21 protein-coding genes and 1 pseudogene are annotated in these 25,657 nt (G+C 75.8%); 16 read left to right on the forward strand and 6 right to left on the reverse strand.

Features of this window, described 5'->3' with window-relative positions:
- Positions 1-12 precede the first annotated feature (12 nt).
- The 3 genes from PHZ_RS11925 to PHZ_RS11935 all read left to right on the forward strand — a co-directional run bounded on the left by PHZ_RS11925 (position 13) and on the right by PHZ_RS11935 (position 6,706).
- Positions 13-990, forward strand: a complete 978-nt coding sequence (locus PHZ_RS11925) for a FecR family protein (protein ID WP_012522724.1) — start codon at positions 13-15, stop codon at positions 988-990.
- Between the two features lie 119 nt (positions 991-1,109).
- Positions 1,110-4,181, forward strand: coding sequence for a TonB-dependent receptor (locus PHZ_RS11930; protein WP_012522725.1), 3,072 nt, complete (start codon positions 1,110-1,112; stop codon positions 4,179-4,181).
- 5 nt (positions 4,182-4,186) lie between these two features.
- Complete coding sequence (locus PHZ_RS11935; protein WP_012522726.1) at positions 4,187-6,706, forward strand: prolyl oligopeptidase family serine peptidase; 2,520 nt, start codon at positions 4,187-4,189, stop codon at positions 6,704-6,706.
- A gap of 1 nt (position 6,707) precedes the next feature.
- Here PHZ_RS11935 and PHZ_RS23610 read toward each other — a convergent pair.
- The 4 genes and pseudogenes from PHZ_RS23610 to PHZ_RS22735 form a co-directional block, all read right to left on the reverse strand.
- A pseudogene (locus PHZ_RS23610) lies at positions 6,708-8,357 on the reverse strand (asparagine synthase-related protein); the annotation flags it as partial.
- Positions 8,358-8,382: 25 nt separating this feature from the next.
- Positions 8,383-9,006, reverse strand: a complete 624-nt coding sequence (locus tag PHZ_RS11945; protein WP_148216850.1) for a lasso peptide biosynthesis B2 protein — start codon at positions 9,004-9,006, stop codon at positions 8,383-8,385.
- Between the two features lie 80 nt (positions 9,007-9,086).
- The gene (locus PHZ_RS23775) at positions 9,087-9,209 is read right to left on the reverse strand and encodes a hypothetical protein (protein WP_269079159.1); all 123 of its coding nucleotides are present in this window, start codon (positions 9,207-9,209) and stop codon (positions 9,087-9,089) included.
- 92 nt (positions 9,210-9,301) lie between these two features.
- A complete protein-coding gene (locus PHZ_RS22735) occupies positions 9,302-9,922 on the reverse strand; it encodes a GntR family transcriptional regulator (protein ID WP_049758224.1) in 621 nt (206 codons plus the stop codon).
- Between the two features lie 198 nt (positions 9,923-10,120).
- On the opposite strand from PHZ_RS22735, the gene PHZ_RS11955 reads away from it, so the two are divergent.
- From PHZ_RS11955 to PHZ_RS23110, 3 genes are all read left to right on the forward strand, one after another.
- Positions 10,121-10,564 (forward strand): hypothetical protein, encoded by a 444-nt coding sequence (locus PHZ_RS11955; RefSeq protein ID WP_041373469.1) that lies wholly within the window; start codon positions 10,121-10,123, stop codon positions 10,562-10,564.
- Between the two features lie 58 nt (positions 10,565-10,622).
- Positions 10,623-11,546: a toprim domain-containing protein gene (locus PHZ_RS11960; protein WP_012522730.1), complete on the forward strand. Its 924-nt coding sequence runs from the start codon at positions 10,623-10,625 to the stop codon at positions 11,544-11,546.
- Positions 11,547-11,615: 69 nt separating this feature from the next.
- Positions 11,616-11,777: a hypothetical protein gene (locus PHZ_RS23110; protein WP_187149071.1), complete on the forward strand. Its 162-nt coding sequence runs from the start codon at positions 11,616-11,618 to the stop codon at positions 11,775-11,777.
- Positions 11,778-11,981: 204 nt separating this feature from the next.
- Here PHZ_RS23110 and PHZ_RS11965 read toward each other — a convergent pair whose 3' ends face one another.
- Positions 11,982-12,275: a type II toxin-antitoxin system TacA family antitoxin gene (locus PHZ_RS11965; RefSeq protein ID WP_049758225.1), complete on the reverse strand. Its 294-nt coding sequence runs from the start codon at positions 12,273-12,275 to the stop codon at positions 11,982-11,984.
- A 185-nt stretch (positions 12,276-12,460) separates the two neighbouring features.
- On the opposite strand from PHZ_RS11965, the gene PHZ_RS11970 reads away from it, so the two are divergent.
- Both PHZ_RS11970 and PHZ_RS11975 read left to right on the forward strand, forming a co-directional pair.
- The gene (locus tag PHZ_RS11970; RefSeq protein ID WP_049758226.1) at positions 12,461-14,476 is read left to right on the forward strand and encodes a ParB/RepB/Spo0J family partition protein; all 2,016 of its coding nucleotides are present in this window, start codon (positions 12,461-12,463) and stop codon (positions 14,474-14,476) included.
- Positions 14,477-14,750: 274 nt separating this feature from the next.
- Positions 14,751-18,992 carry a strawberry notch family protein gene (locus PHZ_RS11975; protein WP_012522733.1) on the forward strand — a complete coding sequence of 1,414 codons (4,242 nt, stop codon included), beginning with the start codon at positions 14,751-14,753 and terminating at the stop codon, positions 18,990-18,992.
- Positions 18,993-18,995: 3 nt separating this feature from the next.
- On the opposite strand, the gene PHZ_RS11980 is transcribed toward PHZ_RS11975, so the two are convergent.
- A complete protein-coding gene (locus tag PHZ_RS11980; RefSeq protein WP_148216851.1) occupies positions 18,996-19,310 on the reverse strand; it encodes a hypothetical protein in 315 nt (104 codons plus the stop codon).
- A 161-nt stretch (positions 19,311-19,471) separates the two neighbouring features.
- On the opposite strand from PHZ_RS11980, the gene PHZ_RS11985 reads away from it, so the two are divergent.
- From PHZ_RS11985 to PHZ_RS12020, 8 genes are all read left to right on the forward strand, one after another.
- Positions 19,472-19,831 carry a single-stranded DNA-binding protein gene (locus PHZ_RS11985; RefSeq protein WP_041373471.1) on the forward strand — a complete coding sequence of 120 codons (360 nt, stop codon included), beginning with the start codon at positions 19,472-19,474 and terminating at the stop codon, positions 19,829-19,831.
- 32 nt (positions 19,832-19,863) lie between these two features.
- Entirely contained in the window at positions 19,864-20,274 is a 411-nt protein-coding gene (locus PHZ_RS11990) for a single-stranded DNA-binding protein (protein WP_012522734.1), read from the forward strand.
- A 126-nt stretch (positions 20,275-20,400) separates the two neighbouring features.
- A complete protein-coding gene (locus tag PHZ_RS11995) occupies positions 20,401-20,658 on the forward strand; it encodes a hypothetical protein (protein WP_041373472.1) in 258 nt (85 codons plus the stop codon).
- Between the two features lie 82 nt (positions 20,659-20,740).
- On the forward strand, positions 20,741-21,211 hold the full coding sequence (locus PHZ_RS12000; protein ID WP_049758227.1) for a GcrA family cell cycle regulator: 471 nt from the start codon (positions 20,741-20,743) through the stop codon (positions 21,209-21,211).
- Positions 21,212-21,275: 64 nt separating this feature from the next.
- Positions 21,276-22,055 (forward strand): sulfite exporter TauE/SafE family protein, encoded by a 780-nt coding sequence (locus PHZ_RS12005; protein WP_012522736.1) that lies wholly within the window; start codon positions 21,276-21,278, stop codon positions 22,053-22,055.
- A gap of 242 nt (positions 22,056-22,297) precedes the next feature.
- The gene (locus tag PHZ_RS12010; protein ID WP_012522737.1) at positions 22,298-23,230 is read left to right on the forward strand and encodes a DUF2493 domain-containing protein; all 933 of its coding nucleotides are present in this window, start codon (positions 22,298-22,300) and stop codon (positions 23,228-23,230) included.
- Between the two features lie 306 nt (positions 23,231-23,536).
- Entirely contained in the window at positions 23,537-24,781 is a 1,245-nt protein-coding gene (locus PHZ_RS12015) for a DUF3363 domain-containing protein (RefSeq protein ID WP_012522738.1), read from the forward strand.
- A 224-nt stretch (positions 24,782-25,005) separates the two neighbouring features.
- Complete coding sequence (locus PHZ_RS12020) at positions 25,006-25,344, forward strand: hypothetical protein (RefSeq protein WP_041373473.1); 339 nt, start codon at positions 25,006-25,008, stop codon at positions 25,342-25,344.
- The last annotated feature ends 313 nt before the right edge of the window (positions 25,345-25,657 follow it).

Genomic DNA, 25,657 nt, shown 5'->3' on the forward strand with positions numbered 1-25,657 from the left:
CGGCGCTTTGGCATGACCGATCAGGCGGAGCTCTCGCGGGCGGAGGCGGAGGCGGCCGAATGGTTCGAGCGGCTGCGCCGGCCGGCCGTGACGACCCGCGCCCTTAGGGATTTCCACGCCTGGAAGCGGTCCGAAGTGAACGCGGCGGCCTTCCGGCGGGTGGAGGCCGGCTGGCGGGCGACCGGGGCCCTGGTCGGCGATCCGGAGGTGCAGGCGGCGGCGCGGGAGGTCCTGGCGCGGCGGCCGCTGCGGCGCCGGCGCGACTGGCGGCAGATCCTGGCGCCGGTGGCGGCGGGCGGGGCCCTGGGCCTAGTGCTGCTCGGGGCCTGGGTCGACCGGGCCCTGATCCCCGCCTACCGCACGGGCGTCGGCGAGCAGCGGTTGGTGGTGCTCGAGGACGGCTCGCGGGTGCGGCTGAACACCGACAGCGCCGTGCGGGTGGCCTACTGGGGCGATGCGCGGCGGGTCTTCCTGCGGCGGGGCCAGGCGTTCTTCGAGGTGGCGCACGATCCGGCCCGCCCCTTTCGGGTGGACGCCGGCGAGGCGGAGGTGCGCGCGCTCGGCACCCGGTTCGACGTGCGGCGGGAGGCGGACGGCGTGGCCGTCACCCTGCTGGAAGGGCGGGTGCGGGTGGAGGACGACCGCGGCGAGGCGGCCGACCTCGAGCCGCGACAGCAGCTGCGGGTGACCGACGCGGGCCTGGGCCGCGTGCGGCCGGCCGCGCCCGAGGCGGCGAGCTGGACCACCGGTCGGCTGGTGTTCCACGACGCCCCGCTGGCGGCGGCGATCGCCGAGGCCAACCGCTATTCGGCGCGCAAGGTGGAGCTCGTGGGCGCGCCGCGGCTGGCGGCGGAGCCGGTGAGCGGGGTGTTCGACGCCGGCGACGTGGAGGCCTTCGCCGCGGCGGTGGCCGAGGCGTACGGCCTGCGCCGCACGGCGGGGCCGGCCGGGGCGATCCGCCTGGCGCCGGCGGCGGGCGCCGCGGGCTGACAGATATTTCCGAGGGTGTTTGGCGTCTTCTTCCGACTCCACCCCATGACGACGGAATTGGCCGTGTTCGGCCGGGCTGCTGTGGCCCGGCGGGCCCTCACCGTCGCAGTGGGGGAAACATGATCCAGGCGAAAATGGCCGGGCGCGGCCGGCGCCGGGCGCTGCTGGGCGCGGCGATGGCGGCGCTGCTGGCGGGCGCCGCCCAGGCGCAGACGCTGCATGCGGTGGACATTCCGGCGGGGCCGCTGGACGCCGCCCTGCTGGCGCTCGGCCAGCAGACCGGCGAGCAGCTGTTCTTCCGGCGCGACGTGGTCGCCGGGCGGCAGGCGCCGGCGCTGCGCGGCCGCTACACCCCGGAGGCGGCGCTGGCGCAGCTGCTGGGCGACGGCGAGCTGGCGGCCCGGCGAACCGGCCCCGGCGTGCTGGTGGTGCAGCGGCGCGGCGAGGCGCCGGCGGAGCCCGGCGCGGAGGCGTCCCGCCCTTTCGGCCACGGTGAGGGGGACGCCGACGCCTTGGGGTGGGATTCGAGATCGGCCGGGATGCTGGCTACCGCGCCGCCCGCGCCGACGGCTCCCACCACCGTCGAGGAATTGCAGGTCACCGGCAGTCACATCCGCGGGGGACGGAGCCCCTCGCCCTTGATCGTGGCCACGCGCGCCGACCTGGAGCGGACCGGCCAGACGACCATCGCCCAGGCGCTGCGCAGCCTGCCGCAGAACTTCGGCGGCGGGGCGGCGGAGGGAACGGCGCTGACCGGTGCGGACCGCTCCGGCAAGAACGGCGCCTTCAGCACCGGCATCAACCTGCGAGGCCTGGGCTCGGGCGCCACCCTGGTGCTGGTGAACGGCCGCCGCATCGCCGGCTCCGGGGCGTTCGGGGACTTCGCCGACGTCTCCAGCATCCCCACGGCCGCCGTGGAGCGGGTCGAGGTGCTGCTCGACGGCGCCTCCGCCCTCTACGGCTCGGACGCGGTGGGCGGGGTGGTGAACATCATCCTGCGCCGACGTTTCGACGGCGGCGAGCTGCGCCTGCTGGGCGGCGCCGCGACACGGGGCGAGCCGGCCGAAGGCCAGGCCTCCATCGTCGCCGGGCGCCGTTGGGCCGGCGGGGGCGCCCTGTTCGCCTACGAGCTCCAGCGGCGGGACGACCTGCCCGCCGCCGACCGACCGTTCAGCGCCTCGGCGGACCTGCGCCGCTTCGGCGGCGCCGACCAGCGGCAGGCGAACAGCTTCCCGGGCAACATCCTGCGCACCGACCCGGCGACGGGGATCACGGGGCCGGGCTGGGCGATCCCCGCCGGCCAGGACGGCGTCGGGCTCAGCGCCGCCGACTTCCAGGCCGGAACCGCCAACCGCGGCGAGCCCCGGCAGGGCAGCGACCTGCTGCCCCGCCAGACGCTCAACGCCGTCTACCTGGCCCTCGACCAAGACCTCGGGGAACGCGTCGGGCTCACCGCCGACGCCCGCTACAGCGTGCGGCGCTTCAAGACCCAGGCGCTGCCCGGCACCGCCAGCTTCACCGTCAATCGCAACAATCCGTACTTCGTCTCCCCAACCGGCGCGGCGAGCCATGCGATCGGCTATTCCTTCGTGGGGGACCTGCCCAACCCGGTGATCTCCGGCGCCGTCGACACCCTGGCGCTGACCGGCGGGGCCGACGTCCGGCTGCCCGCCGGCTGGCGGGCCGACCTGCACGCCGCCTACGCCCAGGAGATCGACGAGGCGCGCACCACCGGGATCGTCAACAGCGCCCTGCTGAGCGAGGCGCTGGGAACCGCGGCCGACCGGCCCCAGACCGCCTTCAGCACCGCCCGCGACGGCTTCTTCAACCCGTTCGTCGGGACGGCGGGCGCCAACAATCCGGCGGTGCTCGCCTTCGTCGGCTCGGGCTTCACGACCAGCCGGAGCCGCAGCGCCGTGACATCCGGCGGACTGCAGCTGGACGGTCCCCTGTGGGCGCTGCCCGGCGGTCCGCTCAAGGTCGCCCTGGGCGCCCAGGCCCGCCGGGAGACCCTGGAGCGCAGCGGGCACAACTACGCCAACTCGGTGGCGCCGACTCCGACCACCCCGGTGGACGTGGCGCGGACGGTGCTCGCCGGCTTCGTCGAGGCCCGCGCCCCGCTCGTGGGACCCGCCAACCGGCGGCCGGGGCTGGAGAGCCTCGAACTCTCCGGCTCCGTGCGGATGGAGCGCTACTCCGACGTCGGGACCACGACCAATCCGCGCCTGGGCCTCATCTGGGAGGTCCTGCCGGGGCTCGCCCTGCGCGCGACCTACGGGCGCTCCTTCCGGGCGCCGGCGCTGCGGGAGGTGCGCGACCCGATCTCCTACAGCCCCTCCCTGCTGCCGTTCGGCGGCGGGCGGGTGCTCAGCCTGATCCTCAATGGCGGCAACCCCGACCTCGCCCCCGAGACGGCGGAGTCCTGGACCGCCACCCTCGACCTGGCGCCGCCCAGCTGGCCGGTGTCGCTGCACGCGACGCTGTTCGACGTGCGGTTCGACGACCGCATCGAACGGCCCGTGCAGCAGAGCTTCACGACGGCGCTGAGCGATCCGACCCTGGCGCCGTTCGTGGATCGCATCGCGCCGGGGCTCGATGAGGCCGACCTCGCCCGCATCAACGCCCTGATCAACAGCCCGCTCTATTCGAGCGTGAACGGCGTCTTCCCGGGCGAGCAGTACGGGGCCATCGTCGACAACCGATATGTGAACACCGGCGGCCTGCATGTCCGCGGCCTGGATCTGTCGGCGAACGGCCGCTTCGACGTCGGGCGCGATACGCTGAGCCTCGCCGCCAGCGGGACCTACATGCTCGATCACGAGCAGCAGGTGACCCCGGCCGCACCGGTCGTCGAACAGCGGGGCGTCGTCGGCTTCCCCGTCCGCTTCCGGGGTCGGGCGACGGCGGACTGGACGCGGGGCGACGTCACCGTGGGCGCGGCCCTCAACCACGTCGCCGGATACCGCGACGGCCTCGGCGCGCGGATCGGCGATCAGACCACTGTCGACCTGCAGCTGCGCTGGGAGCCCGCCTCCGGCGTCCTGAAGGACACGGCGGCGAGCCTGACAGTGCGGAACCTCTTCGACGCCGACCCGCCGTTCTACGACAATCCCTCCGGCCTGGCCTACGACCCGGCGAACGCCGATCCCGTCGGCCGCTATGTCGTGCTGCAGCTCTCCCGCCGCTGGTAGCCTCCATGCTGAGACGCATGCTGCGCGCGGCGCTCGCCGCAGGCCTGGCCCTCTGCGCCGGCGCCGCGGCGGCGCGGCCGTTCACGGTCGAGGATCTCCTGGCGCAGGAATCGTTCGGCGCCGCCGCCTTCGATCCCACGGGGCGCTGGCTGGTGTTCGAGCAGCGGGACCCCTACCGCAGCGCGGACCGCTTCGACCTCGACAAGCGGACGAGCCAGAGCCTCGGTCGGCTGCGCATTGTCGATCTCGCGGCCGCCGACGCGCCCCCGCGGTCGCCGTCCGGCGATCCTCGCGGGCTGGCGCTCGGCGCCTTCGCCCCCGGCGGGGCGCACGCGGCGGTCTACCGGCTGGACGGCCGTGCGTGGCGGCTCGGAATCCTGACACTCGCCACCGGCGAGGTCCGCTGGCTGGACCTGACGCCGGAAGCCGACGCGCGGGGTCCCGTCCTGGCCTGGCTGTCCGACGCGGCGTTCCTGGTGATCGTCCGCTCCGACGGAGAGCCGCCCCGCCCGATCCGCTCCGTCGGCGTGCGCGCGGCCCGCCTGCCGAGCGCCTGGGCGGCGACCGCCTCGGGGGCCGGCGCCCACACCGTGCTCGGCAGCGGCCGGCACCTCGGCGTCCGGGCGCGCGCCGCCCCGCGCCTATTGCTGGCCATCGACGCGAGGACCGGCTCCGCGCGCAGCCTCGCCGAGGGCGAGTTCTTCGCCCTGGCGCTCGCGCCGGACCGCCGGCGGGTGGCGCTGCTCGCCTCCGGCGAGGACCTGGCGTTGCGCGCGGACCGTCCGGCGCGAGGTCCCGCCGGGAACGAGACGGAGGCGACGCATCTCACCCTGCTGGATCTCGCCACGGGGCGGACCCTGCGGCCGTGCCCGGACTGCGATCTGCTGCCTCAGCTGCTCGCCTGGTCCCCGGACAGCCGCGCCCTGCTGGCGGTGGCCCGCGGCGCCGACGGCCTCTGGACGAGCGGGCGGCTGCAGCGGATCGACGCGCGGACCGGGGCCGTCGCGCCCGCATGTCCGGGGGTCGCCCCCACCTTCACGCTGAACCCCGCCGCAGCGCAGGCCGGGTGGCTGGGGACGGCCCCTCTGGTGTTCGGCCGGCCCGCGGGATCGGCGGCGGAGATTCTTCCCGACTGGCGTCTCTGCGGGCCCGCGGGCGGCCGCAGCCTCACGGCCGGGGTTCCCGGACCAGCGGCCGAGGTGGTGGCGGTGGGCCGCAAGGCCGTCGTCGCCTTGAGCGGCGGCCGCCTCTGGACGGTCGACGGCGCGGGCCGGGCGCGACTCGTCGCGCCGCTTGCGGCGGCCGGACCGGTGCGGCCGATCCGGCGCGAGAGGGGCCAGGCCCTTCCGGAGGCCGCGATCGTCGCCCAGACCACCGAGGCGGGCCGGAGCCTGTGGCGGGTGTCAGCCGACGCGGTCGCGCCGCTTGGAAGCCTGCTTGGCGTGGAGGGCGAGATCCTGGCCGCCTCCGCCGAGGCAAGGGCGGTGCTGCGGCGGCGGGCGGAAGTCTCGGGCGTGGAGCGCCTGGTGCTGGCCCGGGGGGCGGATCGGCGCGAACTCGCTGTGATCAATCGCGCCGTGGCGGACACCGACCCGCCGGAGGTGACGGCGGTTCGCCATCGGGGCCTTGGGGGCGAGCCCTTGACCAGCTGGCTGCTGCTTCCCGAACGGCCCGCCGGCTCTCTCCCGCCCCTGCTGATCCGGCCCTATCTCGGCCAGACGTTCCCGGTTCCGCCACGCGATCCGCCGCTCGAGCGCGGCTTCGTGCAGAACCTGCGCGTGCTCACCGGGCGCGGCTACGCCGTGCTCGTCCCCAGTCTCCCAGCGCGGGAGGACGGCGAGCCGGCGCAGGGCTTGGCGGAGCGGCTGCTCGAAATCGTCGCGGCCGCGGCGGCCACGCCAGCCGCCGCGGGGCGGTTCGACCCGGAGCGCCTCGGGCTCGTGGGCTTCAGCAACGGCGGCTACAGCGTGCTCGCCGCGGTCACCCAGTCGACGCGCTTCCACGCGGCGGCGACCTTCGCAGGGCCCAGCGACATGGCCGCCGCCTGGTCGACCTATGCCGAGGGTCAGGTCCTTCTGCCGGAGGACGGCTATATGACCGCCTGGGCCGCCGGTCTCATCGAGCGCACCCAGAACAGCATGTTCGCGCCGCCCTGGCGGGACCCGGCGCGCTACACGCGGAACAGTCCGCTCTACGCCGCCAGTCGCATCGAGACGCCGGTCCTCCTCTTCCACGGCTCGGAGGACGCCCTGCCCCTCGCCCAGTCGACCGCTGTCTTCTCGGCCCTCTTCAGGCAGGGCAAGGACGCGCAGCTGGTCGTCTACTGGGGCGAGGGCCACGGGCTCGCCAGCCCGGGCAACGTGCGGGACTACTACGCCAGGCTGTTCACCTTCCTCGATGCGCACCTGAAGACGCCCGCCCGCGCGGGGCCGGTGACGCGTCGGGAACCCGCCGCCGCCACGCCCGGGCCCACGCCTCCACCGCCGTCGCCCACAGGATCGACGCCGGCCGCTCGCCCCAGATGAGGCGCTCGCTGGCGAGCGCATGCTCGAGGGCCGGGCGGTCGAGGACACCCGCCGCGCAGAGCGTCCCCTCCAGCAGGTAGGGGCGGAGCAGGTCGAGGTTGCGCGCGACGACGTGCGCGTAGTGCACGGTGTGGTCGCCCTTGCCACGGCGGGCGACCACCTCCGGCGGCAGGCGGCCGGCGAAGGCCCGGCGCGCCAGCGGACGGTCGTAGCCCTCCCCGGCGAGCTCATAGCTCGGGATGGAGAGGCAGAGCTCCATCACCGGCTGCGAGAACAGCGGAAAGAGCATGTCGGCCGCTGCACGCCGGCGGCTGTCGGCCTGATGCAGATGCAGCGTGGACAGGGCGAGGATCTGGAGGCGCTTGCCGGGAGGCGCGTCGGCCGCCTCCGCCGCGCGGACCCACGGGTGCGCGCCCACGTCCGGCGCGTCCACGACATAGGGCGAGACCCGTCCAGCGGGCGACGCGAGGTCGCGTCGCCTCGCTCTCGCCAGGACGCCCCACACGGAGCGCCGGGTGCGGCGGGCGACATTCGCCAGGAGGGGCGAGCGGAAGGCGCGTGGGCCGAGGTCGCGCAGGGCGTCGGCGAAGATCGCCTCGCTCGGCATCTGGTAGAAGGCCGCGTCGCCCCCCTCCCCCGAGACGATCGCCGTCGCCCCGAGCCGTCGGACGACATCCAGCTCCGCCCGGTCGCGGTCCGGTTCGATGGCCGCCATGGTCGGCCAGACGTCCAGGGCGAGCTCCTCGATCTCCTCGAGGTCGAGCGGCCGCGCCCGACGCGCGAACGTCTGCAGCTCGCCCCCGGCCCGACGGGCCACCGCCGCCGCGTAGGTGCGTTCGTCCGCCTCCCGCTCGGCGCCGACACAGTTGAGCCAAGCCGCCACCCGCCCGGCCTCCCCCGTGGCGGCGATCGCCGTCGCGACGATGGCCGAGTCCAGGCCGCCCGAGACCTCCACCACAACCCGGTCGTGGGACCCGACCAAGCCGCTGACGGCGCGGTCCACGCGCCGGACCAGCGCCTCGGCCGGGGTCGGATTCCGTCTATCCCGGGAGACGAAGTCGGCGGGCGTCCAGATCGTCGTCGGCGAGACGCCGGGGACGTGCAACCAGGCGATCTGGCCGGGACAGGCCCCCTGGATTCCGTCCAACAACGGCAGGTCGCTGGCCGCGCTCGGCGCCGCGGTGAAGCGCCGGACGCGCTCCCAGTCGATCGCCAGGCGGGGCGGCGACACGGCGGCCGGCGTGCGCACGGGATCCGAGGCGATGACCACCTCCCCTGTGCGAAGGGTCCAGGCGTAGGCTCCGAGCTGGCCGCCGGGGTCCCGGAACAGCCCCGCCCCGCCCCGGGGATCGAGCAGGATCACGGCGTAGGCGCCCCAGCCGACGGCGCAGAGGTGGCGCGCCGCCCGCACCGGGTCCTCCCAAGCCACCGAGGGGTCCTCGCAGGGATGGGTCGGGCCGCCCGTGGACGACAGCAGATCGCCGAGGACGACACCCCCGCCCCTGGGGAGCACACGCACCGGCAGCGCGCCGCTCCGGTCCGTCCAGACGGTGAGCCTTGGCAGGCGCGCCACGCACCGCCAGGCGGCCGAGCCCTCGATCGCCGCCAGGACCTGCGTCGACGGCTCCTGGACGGCGGGCGGCCGCCACATGGCGAGGAAGCCGGTCCGGCGCACGTCAGGTCACCAGGATCGGCTCGAACGCCTGGAGGCGTTCCGGGACGTCGTCGAGCGCGACGTCGCCCCATTGCAGCCAGCAGTGCGCGCGGAAGGGCCAGGTCGCCACCCCGAAGACCCACTGGGCGTCATGGCCGTGCCGGCGCAACCAGCGCCGCAGGACGAAGGACCTCACGAGGCACTTTCCGGGTATGGGGGCATAGGGAATCCAGCCGTGGAAGTCGGCGACCAGGCGCGTCAGGTCCTCCGACGGCGGGCGATCGGGAGGTGGCGGCGCGGGGCCGGCGGCGGCGAGGATCTCGGCGAAGCTCCGGCCGCGGTAGCGCCGCAGCACGTCCACGGTGACCGCGAGCACCTCGGCCGCATGCCGCGCCCGGGCCGGCGGCGGCGAATGGGGCAGCAGCGTCGTGCGCACGCGGGGCGCCGCTGCACGCGCTGCGGGCGCCGCGTCGCGATGGCCGAGCCAGCCGGCCATCCGCATCTGGTCGGCCACACTGGGGTCGCGGACGACAAGCGCGCCGTTCGCGCGCAGTTCCACGGCGCCGCCGGCGCCCGGCAGGCAGCTGTAGGCGTCCGCGCCGATGTCGAGGAACACGAGGTCCTCGCCGACGAGCGCGGCGTGCACATCGGATCGCAGGCGGAGGCGATGGCGCGGCGCGGTCATGCGAGAAGCCCGCCGCCCCGGAGGGCGGCGGAACCCCTTCGTCAGTCGTCGAAGCCCTCGTCGGGGTTCAGCTCCTGACGGATGCCGACGCCCTGGTTGGTCGAGGCCTTGGCGCCGCCGAGGCAGATGAGCCGCGACACGGGCGGGTGCAGACGCGTGTTCATGTCGGTTCTCCCAGTTTCGTCGCCGGATGACGACCCGGGAATTCCGCGCCGGCGGGAGTCTCTATTCAATCTATATCCGCTCTATTGTGCGTCTATAGGAGGCCGGCCCGTCGGATGCAGGTCTGGGCGAGGCGGTCGGCCGCGGCGATCCGCCGGCCGTGGAACCGGCGCAGCGCCTGGGCGATCTCCGCCGGGGAGTCCTGCGCGGCCGAGCGCAGGAGGTCCTGGGCCTCCTGCGCGAGCTCGTCCAGGACCAGCGGCTCGGTCCGCCGGACCGGTCCCAGCTGGGTGGCGACGCCGCGGTAGGCGGAGAGCAGCGCGGGGCTGGCGCGGGCCCGCATCCAGGCCATCCAGAACTCCTCCAGCGCGACCACCGGCTCCGCCTCCAGATCACCGGGCGCGGGCGGCGCCTGCTGCACGCTGCGCTCCTGGGCGAGCAGGATCAGCAGCTGGGACAGGCCCAGGCGGTAGAGGTCGGCGACATCGGCGGCGGTCAGACGACGGACGAAGAAGCCCTGGCCGCGGCGCTCCTCGACGAGCCCCTCCCCGGCGAGGCGGGAGAGGGCTTCGCGGATCGGGGTGGCGCTCAGCCTCAGCTCGTCGGCGACGATCACCGCGGGGATCCGGTCGCCGGGCGGGAAGCGGCCCTCGCGCAGGCGCCGCCGCAGGGCCTCCAGGGCGGTCTCGAACGCCTCCTCCCGCTCCGATCCCATGACGCACTCCCGCTGATCGGGCGACCATAGGTTGTCCAAAGATCGCGATTGGCAAGGCGAGGCGGCGAACACTGGCGTATTCTTGGGGAAATCCGCAACAGGGTTGCGGTCGACCCGCAATACTGTTGCGGGTTTCACAGTATACTGAACCCGCCTGGGTTGTCCGGCGTTTCTCCGCTGCGGAGCAGACGTGGCGGGATGGCGTCGATGAAGGCGGTGGAGACCTGGGGCGGCGAGGCGCCGCCGAGCGTGGAGCAGGTGCTGCGGCGGATCGCCTTCCACATCCGCCAGCGCATCGCTGAGCCGGGCATGGTCGAGCGCGTCACGGCCCGGGCGCGGATCACCCGCAAGACCCTGGCCCGCTACGCCAGTTTCGAGCCGCTCGCCCCGACCGCCGCCGACCCGCGCAACGGCGGACCGCGCCGGCTGGACCTGTTCGTGGCGATCTGCCGGGCCCTCGACGAGAACCCGGGCAAGGTGCTGTGGGCCGCCACCCTGGCGGCCGACTATGCGGCCATGCGCACCCTGCTGGAGGCGGAGGTGCACCTGCAGCGGGAGCTGCGGATCCTCGCCGAGCCAGGCGGGCCGCGGAGCCTCGCCCTGCGCCTGGTGCGCGAGCCGGCCAGCGGACGGGGCGGCTGAAGGCCCGAGGAAGGGCGGCGGACGGCCCCTTGAGGACCGGAGGCGAAGGAGACCGACCATGTCCGCATCCCCCGGCGGCCGTCCCGCCACGCTGCACGCCATAGTCGCCGCCCTCGGCGGCGACCTCTACGCCGGCGGGCGACGGGCCAATGTGCCCGCGCCCGGGCACAGCCGCGCCGACCGCTCCGTCTCCCTGCTGCTGGACGGCGACCGGCTGGTGGCCCACAGCTTCGGCGGCGCCACCTGGCGCGAGGCGCTGGACGACCTGCGCGCCCGCGGCCTGATCGACGCGGAGCACCGGCTGCTGGACGGCGGGGCGGCCCCCGCGCCCGGCCCGGCGCCGGCCGCGCCCGACCGATCCGCCCGGACAGCGGCGGCGGCCCGGCTGTGGGCCGAGGCGGGGCCGCTGCGGCCCGGGACGGCGGCCGCCCTGCACTGCCGGCGGCGCGGGGCGCCCCAGGCCGCGGAGTCCCCGGCCCTGCGGGCGCATGCGGCCGCCCCGACCTCCCTCTACCGGCCGGGCTTCCGGCGCGCCCCCGCCCTGGTCGCCGCGGTGCGCGCGCCGGACGGGCCGCTCACCGCCGTGGAGGTCACCTACCTGACCGACGACGGCCGCCGGCGGCGGATGACGGCGGCGCGGCGGGTGGCGGGCGTCCTGCCGCCGGGCGCCGCCGTGCGGCTGGCCGATCCCGGCGCCGAGATGCTCGCCGCCGAGGGGGTGTTCACCGCCCTGTCGGCGATGCGGGTCTTCGGGCTGCCGGGCTGGGCTCTGCTCGGCGCGCACAACCTGGCGCGCTGGACGCCGCCGGACGGCGTCCGGCGGGTGCTCATCGCCGCCGACAACGGACGCATCGGCCTGGCGACGGCCGACCGCCTGCAGCGCCGGCTCCGGGAGATGGGGCTGCAGGCGCAGGTGCGCCCCCCGCCCGCGCCCTTCGGCGACTGGAACGATCTTCACGGCGCCAAGGCCGAGGCGGGCTGAGGCGGTCGGACGCGGCGCTTGCGCCGACGGGCGACTCGCCTCCCGAGTCGCGGCGGAAAGGGAAGTCCCGTGATCGAACCCGCGCCCAGGCTGAAGACGCCGCCGCCCCCGGCTCCGAACGGGCGCGTCCGTGGTCCGGAGGCCGTGGCGGAGCCGGAGCTGATCGTGACGGAGGCCGAGCTGGTGGCCGTGGTCGAGGCGTTCCGGGAGAAGATCGAGGGGCGGGGCTGAGCCCGAATGAGCACCCCCGGCCCTGACGGGGACCGGGGGCTCTGGCGGCGGAGACCACGGGATCGCCGGTGGCCGCGGTGACGGGGGACTTGCCACCGCCGCCGACCGCCAAACCGCGCGGCGGCGGCCGCCACTCGTTGAGCTGCGGCTCCCGGGAGGTGAAGTCCGCGAGTTCATGGGCGTCAGTCAGCCGCGCCGGCGGCGTCAGGTCTCCCACGGGGCCTTGGTGTTCAGAAGCTCGACGAGGCGGTCCGACGGACGGGCTTCGTCGAGGCGGGCGAGAAAGGCCTGGAACTGCGCGTCTTCGAGGGTGAAGCACCGCCGATCGGGCAGGACCGCCTCCGCCTCCTTGCACGCCGTCTGCAGCATGAACTCGGACCGCGTCTTTCCGACGGTCTCGGCGGCCCGGTCGATGAGGTCGGGACGTCGGGCCGCGGCGGGGATGCTGATGGACATGCCGCGGGTGGCGTCCGGACGGTCCAGCGCACCTGTCGCCATGACGATCCTCCTGTGTGGACAATGCATATACGCATTGTGTTGACATCGCCGATACGACCCGAGGATCGCCGCGAGGTTGCGTCGCCCCGCGCCGGCCCGGCGATCGGCGGGCGGAGGGGGAGGCAGGGCGGGGTCGGGCGCCCGGCCCGGGGGTGGTCCCCGACGGCCGGGCGGAGAGCCCATCCATGTCCGATCCTGCGATTGCGGCGCCCGAGGCGCGCCTGCCCGTCACCTTCCCGCTCCGCGACCTGGCCGTCGCGCCCGAGAACCTGCGCTTCGGCGAGCCGCCGGACGAGGGGATCCCGCAGCTGGCGGAGGCCCTCCTGGCGGCCGGCCTGCTGCAGCCCCTCACCGTGCGGCCCGGCCGCCGCCGGGAGAAGCCGGCCATGGTGCTCGACGGCCGGCGCCGCTGGCTGGCCCTGACCTCGCTGCGGGAGGCCGGGCGCATCGCCGCCGACCATCCGGTGAGCGCTTTCCTCGAGACCGACCCCGCCCGGCAGGCCGCCGCCCTGGTGCTGACCAACACCGGGGTGCCGGCCCACATCGCCGACGTGATCGCCGCCATCGGCCGCATGCTGAAGGCCAGGCTCACCGTGGCGGCGATCGCCGGGGCGCTCGGCTACGCCGAGCTCGAGGTGCGGCGGCTGGCGGCGCTCGCCGACCTCCATCCCAAGGCGCTCGAGGCGCTGAAGGCCGGCCGCCTCACCCTGCGCCAGGCGCGGCTGCTGGCGCGGCTGCCCGACCGGCGCGAGCAGGGCGAGCTCGCCGGCCAGGCCCTCGCCGGCCACGGCTTCCCGGAATGGCGGATCACCGAACGGCTCGACCGCGAGCGGCTCACCGCCGCGGACCGGCGCTTCCGGCTGGTGGGGCCCGGCGGGTACGCGGCCGCCGGCGGGCGCACCGAGAGCGACCTGTTCGGCGAGCGCCCGGACGTGCTGCTCGATCCCGAGGCGCTGGAGGCCGCCTGGACCGCCCGCGCCGAGGCGCTGGCGGACGTCCTGGCGGCGCCGGGTCGGGAGGTTCGGATCGCCTCGGCGATCCCGGACCCGGACGCCGCCCTGGAGCCGTTCGGGCACGCCTGGGGCGACGGCCTGGACGCCGCGGCGCTCGACGTCTGGCGGGCCGCGGAGGCCGCGGCGGACGAGGCGCGCGCGGCGCTCGCCGACCTCGACCTCTCGGACGGCGCCAGCGACCCGCTCATCCGGACCTATCTGGACGCCCGGCTGACCGCCCTGGTCGCCGGCGAGCCGCCGCGGCCGGTCAGCCTCGTGCAGGTCTTCGCCAGCGGCCGCACCGGGCTCGAGCTGTCCGCCTATGGGCCGCCCGGCGAGGCGCCGGAGTCGGCCGTCGAGGCCGGCGCGGCGCTGGACGACGAACAGGGGGACGCGGGCGCGGCGGCCCATCGGCCCGCCTCGTCGGCCCCGGTCCGGTGCGTGGCGCCGGCGCCGCCCCCGGAGCTCGAGGGCGTCAACCACGCCCTGCACGAGGTCCGCACCGACACCGCCACGCGGGCGCTGATCCGGGCGCTGGCAGACGATCCGGGGAGCGCGGTCGTGGCGCTGACGGCGCGGCTCTTCTCGGTGATGGTGCTGCGGCAGGGGCTCGGCCGCGGGGGCGGGGCGCTGACGCTGCAGGCGGAGGCCTACGGCCGCCCGGGGGCCTCGCCGATCGGCCCTCTGGACGGCGAGGTGCGCCGGCGGCTGGCCGAGCGGCGGGCCGCCTGGGAGGCCTCGGGCCTGTCGCCGATCGCCTGGGCGGCGGGCCTGCCGCACGGCGAGCGGATGGCGATGCTTGCGGAGCTGACGGCGCTCGGCCTCGACCTGCGCGAGGCGCGCACCAGCCAGGTCCGGACCGCCGCGCGGGCGGAGGCGGCGGAGATCGCCGCCCTGTGCGGCGCCGACGTCGCCCTGCACTGGACGCCGGACGAGGCCTTCCTCGCGGCGCACCCCAAGAGCCGGCTGCTGGCCATGCTCGATGAGATGGGCGCGTCGGACAGTCGCGCCGGCGGCTGCCGCAAGGACGAGCTCGTCGCCCTGGTGGCGGAGCGGGCCGCGGAGCGAGGCTGGGCCCCCGCCTATCTCTCCTGGGCCGCCGCGCTGCCGGACGCGCCGGAGCCCGCGGAGAGCGAGGCCGAGGCGGCGGACGCGGCCGGCGCCGACGGCGTCCCGACGCCGCCGGACGGGGCGGCGATCGCCGCCTGACCGGACCGCCCGACGGCGCCGCCCGTCGCGAACGCCGGGGAGCCCCGCGGCCTGGAGCGGCCGCGGCCCCGGGGTGGGCACGTCTAGGAGCGCTCCGCGGCCGTCCGTCTTCAGGAGCCGCCTCCCACCTGTGCGCCCGTCGGGCCGACGACGCCCTTCCGCCCTGGCCAGCGGGAGGGCGTCGTCTTCCGGGGAGCGGGAGGCAGGCCGGGGTCGGGCGAGCCCGGCGGACCGGAGGGAGGCGCCCGCCGCGCCGGGCCGACGGGAGCTCCCCATGACCGCCCTGCCCCTCTTCGCCGCCGCGTCCGGCGCCGACGACCGTCCCGCCAACCTGCTCGCCGCCGCCCGGGCCCTTGCGCCCCACCTGGCGCGCGGCCGCCCCCTCGACCGCCGGCTCGTGTCGGGCGCGCTCACCACCGCCTTCGGCGCAACCGACGCGGAGGGCGCCTGGGACTGGCGCGACGCCTATGACGCCGTCGAGGCCGCGATGGTGCTGCAGGTGCGCCGCGTGAGCGCCCAGGTCGGGCGGCTCGAGGCGGCGCCGGCCGAGGCGACGGCGGTGCTGGACGGCGTCTCGGCCCTGGGGCTCACCCAGACGCGCCGCTCCGAGGAGCAGCTGGCCCTGGACCAGTTCTCGACCCCCGCGCCGCTCGCCGGGCTGGTCGTGCTCGCGGCGCAGGTGCGGCCCGGCGATGCGGTGCTCGAGCCGTCGGCGGGCGTCGGCATGCTCGCCGCGGTGGCCGAGGCCTGCGGCGGCGCGGCGACCCTCAACGAGCTCTCGGACCGGCGCGCGGGCCTGCTGGACGGGCTGTTTCCGGCCGCCTCCCGCTGGCGGCGGGACGCCGCGCTGCTGCCCGACCTGCTGCCGCAGGCCGGCGGCTTCGACGCCGTGGTCATGAACCCGCCCTTCGCGGCGCTCGGCTCGCACCTGATGGCGGGGCTGCGCTGCCTGGCGGACGGCGGCCGGCTGGCGGCGATCGCGCCTGCCTCGGCGCTGGAGGACGCCCAGTTCCTCGGCCGGCTGCGGGGCGAGGGACGGATCGTCGGGCGGCTCGCCCTGCCGCCCCGCGCCTTCGCCCGGCACGGCACGGGGGTGGAGACGGGCCTGCTGGTGATCGACCGCTGCGCCGGCGACGGCGGATTGGCGGCCGGCGCGGCGGCGGGGACCCTGGCGGAGGCGGCGGCTTGGGCGGCCGCGCTGCCGGAGCGGCCGACCGCCCGGCCGCGGCCCGTGCGGGCCGCCCCGGCCGCCCTGGCGCCGCGGGTCCGCAGCGCGGCGGGCGCGGGCCTGCGGTTCCTGGCGGACGCGGCGCCCCTCGACCATGCGGCGGCGCCCTGGGCGGGCGAAGGCCGCGACGTCGGCCTCTACCAGGCCTGGCGCGGCCGCCTGGCCATCGCCGGCGCCCAGGCGCATCCCACCCCGCTGGTGGAGGCGGCGGCGATGGCCTCGGTGGCGGCGCCGGTCCCGTCCTACCGGCCGCGCCTGCCCCCCGCCCTGGTGCGGGACGGGCGGCTGTCGGACGCCCAGCTGGAGACCGTCGTCTACGCCGGCGAGGCCCACGCGGCGCAGCTGCCGGGCTGGTGGGTCGTGGGCGAGGCGGCGCACGCGCTGCGGCTCGCCGCGGCCGAGACGCCCGGCGCCGTGCGGCTGCGGCGCGGCATGTTCCTCGGCGACGGCACCGGCGCCGGCAAGGGCCGGCAGATCGCCGCCGTCATCGCCGACAACATGGCGCAGGGGCGCGTGCGGGCGCTCTGGCTGTCGCGCAACGAGGCCCTGCTGGAGGACGCCCGGCGGGACTGGCGGGCGATCGGCGGGGCGGCGCACGACGCGGTCCCGCAGAGCCGCTGGAAGCAGGGCGAGGCGATCGGCCTGGAGCGCGGTGTGCTCTTCACCACCTACGCCACCCTGCGCCAGCCGGCTCGCGGCGGCCGTCCCTCGCGGCTGGACCAGATCGTCGCCTGGCTCGGCGCCGCCTTCGACGGGGTGATCGTGTTCGACGAGGCCCACGCCCTGGCGAACGCCGCGGGCGGCGCGGGCGGGCGCGGGGCGAAGGCCGCCTCGCAGCAGGGCCTGGCGGGCCTGATCCTGCAGAACCGGCTGCCCGACGCCCGCGTGCTCTACGTCTCGGCGACAGGCGCCACCGAGCCGGCCAACCTGGCCTACGCCGGACGCCTGGGCCTCTGGGGCGGGCCGGAGGCGCCCTTCGCCACCCGGGCGGACTTCCTGGACGCCGCCGAGGCCGGCGGCATCGCCTTCATGGAGTTGGTGGCGCGCGAGCTGAAGGCGCTGGGGCTCTATGTGGCGCGCAGCCTGTCGTTCGAGGGGGTCGAGTACGAGCCCCTGGAGCATCCGCTGACCGCCGAGGACGTGGCGCTGTGGGACGCCTGGGCGGGCGCCTTCCAGATGATCCACGGCCGTCTCGACGCGGCGATCCGCGCCGTGGGCGTCTGCGACGACGAGGGCAAGGTCCGGAGCGGGGCGGCGCTGAGCGCCCTGCGCTCGGCCTTCGAGAGCGCCAAGCTGCGCTTCTTCGGCCACCTGCTGGCCGGGCTGAAGGCGCCGACCCTCGTGGCCGCCATCCGGCGGGACCTGGCCGAGGGGCGCTCGGCCGTCGTGCAGATCGTCTCCACCAACGCGGCCGTCGCCGCGCGCCGACTGGCGGAGATCCCGCCGGAGGAATGGACCAACCTCGCCGTCGACCTGACGCCGAAGGAGTACGTCCTCGACTATCTGAAGGGGGCCTTCCCCACCGCCCTGATGCAGGCGGTGGAAGGGCCGGACGGGGAGACGGTGCTCACGCCGGTGCTGGAGGACGGCCGGCCGGTGCACAGCCAGGAGGCCCTGCGGCTGCGGGACGAGACGATCGCCGGCCTGGCGGGCCTGCCGGCGGTGCCGGGCGTGCTGGACGCGCTGCTGGAGGCGCTGGGGACCGGCGCGGTGGCCGAGATCACCGGGCGGGCGCGGCGGGTGGTGCTGCGGGAGGGCCGGCGGATGGTGGAGCGGCGGGGCCCCTCCGCCGCCAAGGCCGAGACCGACGCGTTCATGGACGGCCGCAAGCGGGTGCTGGTCTTCTCGGACGCCGGCGGCACGGGGCGCAGCTACCACGCGGCCGTGGAGGCGGTGAACCGCGCGCGGCGGGTCCACTACCTGGTCGAGCCCGGCTGGCGGGCGGACGCCGCCATCCAGGGGCTCGGCCGCACCCACCGCACCCATCAGGTCTGCGCGCCGCTGTTCCGGCCGGTCACCACCGACATCCACGGCGAGAAGCGGTTCCTGTCGACCATCGCCCGGCGGCTGGACTCCCTGGGGGCGCTCACCCGCGGGGAGCGGCGGGTGGCGGGGGCGGGCCTGTTCCGGGCCGAGGACAACCTCGAGAGCCCCTGGGCCCGCCGCGCCCTGCTCGTACTCTACGGCGCCCTCGCCCGCGGCGAGCTCGCCAGCATGACCCTGGCGGCGTTCGAGGCCAAGACCGGGCTGAAGCTGCTGGACGCCGAGGGCCTGCTGAAGGGGGCCGACGCCCTGCCGCCGATCACCACCTTCCTCAACCGGCTGCTCGCCCTGCGGATCGCCGACCAGAACGCCCTCTTCGCGGACTTCGAGCGCATCCTCGCCGGCGTGCTGGACCGGGCCGCCGCCGGCGGCGAGCTCGACCACGGGGTCGAGGACATCGTCGCCGACGAACTGCAGGTGCTGTCGGAGGAGACGGTGCGGGTCGATCCCGCCTCCGGCGCCGAGACCCGGCTGACGGCCTTTTCCCTGCGCACGCCGCGGCGGCTGCTCGGCCTCGCCGAGGCGCTGGCCCGGGCCGAGGCCCTGGGGGCGGCGGCGGTCCTGGCCGTCAACGGGCGGTCCGGCCGGGCCGCGCTCGTGGAGCTCGGCCTGACCACCACCGGCGACGACGACCGCCTGCTGCCTGCGGTGCGCCTCGTGCGGCCGGAGGATCGCAGTCTGACGCCGCTGAAGGCCTTCGAGGAGTCCGCCTGGGCGCCGGCCGCCCCGGATGCGTGGCGCGCCGCCTGGCAGGCGGAGATCGACGCCGCCGATCCCTGGCGGCGGCGCGAGCTCGTCCTCGCCACCGGCCTGCTGCTGCCGGTCTGGGCGCGGCTGCCGGCCAAGGCCGCCCAGGTGCGGCGGGTGAAAGCGCCGGACGGCCGCCGCTGGCTCGGGCGCGTGCTGGACCCGGCCCAGGCGGCGGGGCTGAAGGCGGCCCTCGGGGTCTCGAGCCTGGCCCAGGCCTGGGCCGACGGGCGGACCGTGCTGCGCGAGACCCTTGAGCGGGGCGTTCAGCTGGGCCTGGAGGGCGGCCTGTGGCTGCGGCGGGCGCGGGTGATGGACCGCTGGCGGCTGGAGGTGGTCGGCGGCGCCGCCGACCGGGCGGCGCTCACCGGGCTCGGCGCCTTCGTCGAGATCATCGCCTACACGCCGCGCGTCTTCGCGCCCGTCGATCGGCCGGAGGTCGTGGCGGCGGTGCTGCGCCGCCACCCGGTCGTGCAGGTGCTGGAGCCCGGGGGCTGACGATCAGTCGGCCTCGGCGAGCTCCGCCCGCGGCGCGACGGCCGCCACGATGTCGGCGTGCTCGGCCTCGCGGACCGCCCGCGCCACGTTCAGGCGGACATAGACGGCCGCGCCGTCGCGGCCCTTCAGGGCCGCCGCGGCGGGAGCCCGCACCTGAGTCAGGCCGCCCGCGGCGGCGCACAGCAGGAACTCCGCGCCGCTCCGGCCCCGGCGGACCACGACCAGATTGCCGGCCATGGCCGGCAGGGCGTCCAGGGACGCGCGCCGGAACCGGTAGGTGGTCCCGGAGGCGCCCGCCACGTCGAGGAAGTCGCTCATCGGTTCGGCATAGCCCGTGGGGGACGGCTTCGCCAGCACCCGGCGCGCGACCGGACGTCACGGCGACGCTTCGCCGTGGAGCGAAGGAACGGAAGGGCGTCGGGGGGTGAAGCCGGACCGGGAGGCGGTCTCTCGGCGGCTTCGGATCTTGGGAGACTGACATGCAGAACGTGATGTTCGTAGGCCGCCTGGCGGCCGATCCGCAGGTGACCGACGACTTCGGCAAGGCGGTGTTCCGGCTGCTGGAGAACCGCGGCCGCGACGCGGCGGGCGCGGAGCGCGTCGTCGGGGTGAACTGCGTCAGCTGGGCCAGGGGGCTCAACGAGAAGGTCGTCGCGCCGGGCCTCGCCCGCGGCTGCGAGGTGATGGTGGTGGGCGCCTTCGTCGACACCGTCTACGCGGCCCGCGACGGCGTCCGGCGGGCCGCCAAGGAGCTGGTGGTGCGCCGCCTCGCCGTCCTCGACTGGGCCGGCGAGCGCCCCACCCCCGCGGCCGCCGGGTCTGAGCCGCTGGCGGCCTGACCGGCCATTCCCTGAAAGCTAGGAGATCGATCATGCAGACCGTCACCGTCGAAGGCTATCTGGCCGCCGATCCGTCCATCCTCACCGCCCAGGGCTCGGGCAAAAAGCGCGCGAGCTTCCGCCTGCTTGAGACCGCCCGCTTCCGGCGCGGCGACGGCCAGTCGGCCGAGCGCACCACCGGCTTCAACTGCGTCTGCTTCAACGAGGCGGCCGCCGAGGGCTACATCGCGCCCTACGCCCGCAAGGGCTCCCGCGTCGTGGTCACCGGCCATGTGGAGAACGACACCTGGACCGGCCAGGACGGGGTCGTGCGCTACGACCTGCGGCTGGTCGTCGAGCAGCTGCGGATCAAGGGGCGGCGCGAGGCGGCCGAGGCCGCGCCTGAACAGGCGCCCGAAGACGACGACAACGCCGTCGATCCCGGGGCGGACATCCCGTTCTGACGGGAACGCTCCCTGGCGGGTCGCCGATGGCCGGTCCCGAGGGGCCGGCCATCCCTTTTGCGGCCCCGGGGCGGGGCCCGGCGGGACGTCTTGACGGCGCACGCAGGCGGACGGTCATGATTGGGGATGACCGAGGCGGCCGGCCCCTTCCCGCTCTACACCCTGATCTACTGCCGGGACGACGGGCTCGGGCAGCCGAGGCGGGCGGCCTTCGCCGAGGCGGCCGAGGCCCGGGACCATGCCCGTCGGACGCTCCTGGCGCGTGCGGGCTGCTGGACCTCCGTCGTCGTGGCCCGCGGGGTCGACCTCGAACTCACCTTCATCGGCGCCTGGGACCGCGACGCCACCGGCGCCCTGGTCTGGGACAACGCGGACCTCGCCTGAGCGGCGCGCACGGCGGGATCGGGCGCGAAGCGAAGGGAAGGACGGGCGGCGGGCGAGCCGATCGGGCTCGTGGAGGTTCGCCATGTCTTCGTCCGGGTCCTGGACGCGCGAGCGCGTCATCGCCCTCACCCGCCTCTGGTGCGACGGCCTCAGCGCCGCCCAGATCGCCGCCGCCCTGGGCGGCGTCACCCGCAACGCCGTCCTCGGCAAGGTCCACCGGCTCGGGTTGAGCGGCCGCGAACGGCCCGCGCGGCCGGGGGCGCGGCGCGCGCCCGGCCCGCCGCGTCGTCCGGTCCGCGCCCCGCGCCGGCCTGCGCCGGCTCGACCGCTGCTCCGGTCCGCCGCCCCGCCGCCGGAAGGGCCGGGCCTGGCCACGGTGCTGACCGTGGGCGCCCACACCTGCCGCTGGCCGGTCGGCGACCCGCTCGCGCCGGGGTTCACCCTCTGCGGCCGGCCGGCGGTGCGGGGCGCCTACTGCGAGGGTCACGCCGCCCGCGCCTACCTGCCGGCGCGGCCGCACGACCATCTGCTGAAGATGGCGGGGCTGGCGTGACCGGCGGCGGGCCGCCCGCGCCAGGCCTTCGCGGGACGCGAAGGCTGTCTTCCTGGATGCCGCCTTGCCGCGGCCGGACGGCCCTCGCACCGTGGGCGGGATGCAGGAGCTGCTGATCGTCGGGGCGGCCGGCCTGCTGGCCGGCGCCATGAACGCGCTCGCCGGCGGCGGCTCGTTCGTGTCCATGCCCGCGCTGATCGCCGCCGGGCTGCCGTCGGTCGCCGCCAACGCCACGAGCACCGTGGCCCTGTTCCCCGGCGGCGCCGCCAGCGCCTGGGTCTATCGCGGCGGCGTCCGGCCCTTCGCGGCGGCGCCCTTCCCCGCCCTGGTCGCGGCGACCGTCGCAGGCGGCTTCGCCGGGGGCCTGCTGCTGCTGTGGACGCCGAGCGCCACCTTCGACCGGGTGCTGCCCTGGCTGCTGCTGGCGGCGACGGCGATGCTGGCGGGGGGGCCGCGGATCGCGCCGCGGCTCGCCGGCCTCGCCGGGCGGCCCGCGGTGCTGCTGCTCCTCCAGTTCGGGCTGGGGGTCTACGGCGGCTACTTCGGCGGGGCGGTGGGCATCATGATGATGGCCGCCTGGCGGATGCTGACCGGCGCCGAGGTGCGGGACCTGCAGGGCGCCCGCACCCTGATGGTCACCGCCGCCAACGCGATCGCCGTGGCGACCTTCGTCGTCGCCGGCGCGGTGGCCTGGCCGTTCGCCCTGGCGCTCGGCGCCGGCGCCCTGGCGGGCGGCTACGCCGGGGCCCACGCCGGGCGGCGGTTGCCCGCGCGCGTCGTCAAGTGGACGACGGTCGGTCTCTGCGCCGGGGTGACCGTCCTGTTCTTCCTGCGAAGCCTCTGACCCCGCTCCCGGCGCGGTCCCGCGCCGGACGGCGCGCCCGCCTGGTCGGCGGGCGCAGACACCCCCACGCAACACCCTCCGATCCTATCACGTCACCCCGGCGGTCAACGGCCTGGCGGCCGTTTCCCTGCGCTCCGCCTCCGGCTCCGCTCCGGTGACCGCCCGGGACCCGACGTGGGCGGGGAGAGGGTCGTTGCGCATTGGGCGCAAGCGACGTGCTTCAGACGGATGGAGTCCTCGCCATGACCTTCTCCCTTCACGCCTTCTCGTCCTCGGACACCGCCTTCGACGTCCAGGCCGCGGCGCTGGAAGACCCGCGGCCGCATCCCACGGAAGCGGCGCTCGTGCAGCTGGGCCAGGCCCTGATCACCGAACTGCTCGACCTCGTGGGCGACACCGCCCTGGAGGACGTGCAGACGATCCTCTGCGAAAGCCTGATCGGGGCGTTCCATTCGGCGGCGGGGCGGATCGAGCGCGAGGCCGACCGGGCGCGCGACCGCGTGCGCGTCCTGGAGCGCGACTTCGACGGGTCCGAGATGGCCGACACCGAGCTGCAGGCGGCCACTCGGGAGACCCGGGCGGCGGACGTGGCCCAGGCGGCGGCCGAGCTCGTGCGCGACGCGGCGGCCGAGGCCTACGCGGTGCAGACCGGCCAGGTCTGGACGGCCTGGCGCGGCAGCCGGCGCGGGACGCGGCTGACGGCGGCGGAGCTGGAGGCCAAGCAGGTGGCCCGGGCGGCGGCGCGACGGAAGTCCGGCGAAGCGGACGTGAGGGGGCCGATCGTGGCCTTACGGGCGGCGCCGTTCGCGGACGGCGCGGAGGACGCCCGGCGGATCTTCGACGCCCTGAACTGGGCCCAGGCCCAGTGGCCGGACATGGTGCTGGCGACGACCGGCGCCCGCGGCGCGGAGCGGCTGGCGATCCGCTGGGCGCAGCAGAAGCGCGTCACCCTGGTGCTCGCCCGGGCCGACTTCGACCGCCACGGCAAGGCGGCCCCCTTCCGGGCCAACGACGAGCTGCTGGCGCTGGAGCCGGTCTGCTGCCTCACCCTGGCGCAGTCGCTGGAGGGCGAGCGCCGCGGGCGATCGCAACCGTTCGGGCCGGCCCTGAACCTGGCGCAGCAGGCCCAGGCGCGCGGGCTGCGGCATGTCGCCATCCGGGCCAAGGCGGCCTAGCTTAGCCGTCTCCAGTCTGATCCTGACCCGCTCGGCGCCGGCCGGGCGGGTTTCTTCTTTCGGCCGCCGCGGAGGGTCGGGACTCAGGCTAAGCATTCCCCGTACGTGAACTTTGCCTGCGTTGGATGACTGTTGATCCCGCATGATGAAGTTTGCTCGGAATCGTGTTTTCGGGCGTCAGGGCAAGATAAAAGGAAGTGTGCGGCGCTTCGTTTTGCTCTAGGCTTTCAGCCGGTTAGGGCCGCGACCGCCGCATGAGGCGAGTTGCGGCGACGTAAGCTGTCAGCAGCCGCCGGAGCCTTTCCCATGCTGGTGCGCGAGGCGATCCAAGCCCGCCTGCCGGAGCCGAACGCCGGGTACGAACGGACGGCGGCGGCGCGCCTGCCGGCCTTCCTCAAGTCCGATCAGCTGCGGGTCCGCACGCTGCTGCTGCAGCGGCTGTCCGCGTCCCGCCTGTTCGCGATCGGCGACCGCGCGGGCGTGCTCAGCACCGCGCAGCGGCGTTCAGGCCGGTCGTTCCGGCTAGACCTGCGGCAACGGGTGATCGTCAAGGCGCTGGTTTCCAAGCACACCGGCCACGGCGCCGCCCGCGGCGAGGCCCTGGCCAGGCACGTGGCCTATCTCGGCCGGTCAGGGGCGGGCGTAGACGGAGCCCGGCCCGCCTTCTTCGATCGAGCGACGGACGATCTGGACGCATCCGCCGCCACCGCTGCCTGGGCGGCCGACCGGCACCACTTCCGCTTCATCGTCTCGCCCGAACACGGGGAGCGGATTTCCGACCTGACGGGCTACACACGCGAGGTGATGCGCCGGGTGGCGGCCGACCTGGGTCAGCCCACGCTGCAGTGGTTGGGGACCTGCCACTTCGACACGGATCAGCCGCACGCCCACGTGCTGGTGCGGGGAAGGCAGGCGAACGGCAGGGATCTGGTGATCCCGCGCGACTACATCGCCTATGGCTTCCGCGCGCGGGCGCAGGAGGTCGCTCAGGAACTGTTGGGCGACCTGTCGCGCGCCAATGCGGAGCGGCGGATCTGGCGTGAGACCCATGCCGATCGCTTCACGGGCTTCGATCGCCGCCTGCTAGCCTCGGCGGACGGCGACGGCCTTGTCGACGACGGGTTGGGACAGGGCGGGGCCTGGGCGGCGCTGCTGCGGGGCCGCCTGCGCCACCTCGAGGCGCTGGGGCTCGCCACGCGTCAGGGCCGGCGCTATCGGCTCGATCCGTCGCTGGAGCCTCAACTCCGCGCCCTGCAGCTGAAGCGCGACATCATCCGGACCCTTCATGCGCGCCGGCTGGAGGGCGGCCGAAAAGTTCGGGAGCTGGGCGTCGGCGAGCGGGTCCGCGGGCGTGTCGTCGCGACCGGCGAGCACGATGAGCTCGGCGCGCTCCGCTGGGTGGTGGTGCGCGACGCCGAGGGCGCGGAGCGCTACACGCGGCTGGCCTTCCGAAGCGACGCAATGCGAGTGGGCCAGACGGCGGAGCTGGTGGGGGGCCTACAAGGCGCCCAGGTGATCGGCCGCACCCGGTCTTCGGGTCTTTCCCGCTGACTCTAGGTGGCGCATGACATCACGTTTTCGGGAGCGCAGGCTCCACGCGGCGCCGCGTGAACCAGGAAGAAGACGCCGCCCGTCCCGCCTTCAGGTCGCTGGTCAAAGGTGAAACCACCTGAACCGCTTGCGACCGCCCGCCGCTCGTAGCCGCGTGCTGGACAAGCGCGCCCGTCGGCGCGTTGCTTGATCGCCTCCACCCGAACGACGACGCGGAGCCGGATATGGACGATCTTCCCAGGGCGTGGCCGGCGTTGATGGACCTCGACACGGCCGCCGACTACCTGCAGCTCCGGCGCGGCGCGCTCCTCCGCGTCCTGGCTCGGGAGAACGTGCAGGCCGTGGACGTCGGCGCGCGACTGCTGCGCTGGCGGCGGCGCGACCTCGACGACCTCGTCGCCCACCTGCCCGCTTACGGCTCCGGTCGGCAGGCGGCGACTTCTCGCCCAGGAGAGGAAGGAATGGACCGGGTGCTCGCCGCCGTCGAGCGGCGGGCGCTCGCGCGCCGAGGCAAGACCAACAGGATCCGCCATGAAGTACGTGAATCGCGTCCAGCGTCCTGACGGGACGATCCAGCTCTACCTGCGCAAGCGCGGGCTGCCGGCGGTCCGGCTGCCTGACGACCTGCCGCCGCGGGCCCTGGAGCAGCACGTCGCCCGGCTGATCCGGGACCTCGTCCCGGGTGGGACTGGCGCGTTGCGAGGCACCCTCGCCGCCGCCGTCCGGGTCTATGAACTGGAGAGCCCGGAGTTCCGGGCGCTCGCGAAGTCCACCCAGTACGAGTACCGCCTGATCCTCAAGGAGTTCGACGAGGACCTCGGGAGCGTGGCGATCTCGGCGTTCACCCCGGCCTTCGTGGATCGGCTGAAGACGTCC

Source organism: Phenylobacterium zucineum HLK1, assembly GCF_000017265.1.
Lineage (GTDB): Bacteria > Pseudomonadota > Alphaproteobacteria > Caulobacterales > Caulobacteraceae > Phenylobacterium > Phenylobacterium zucineum.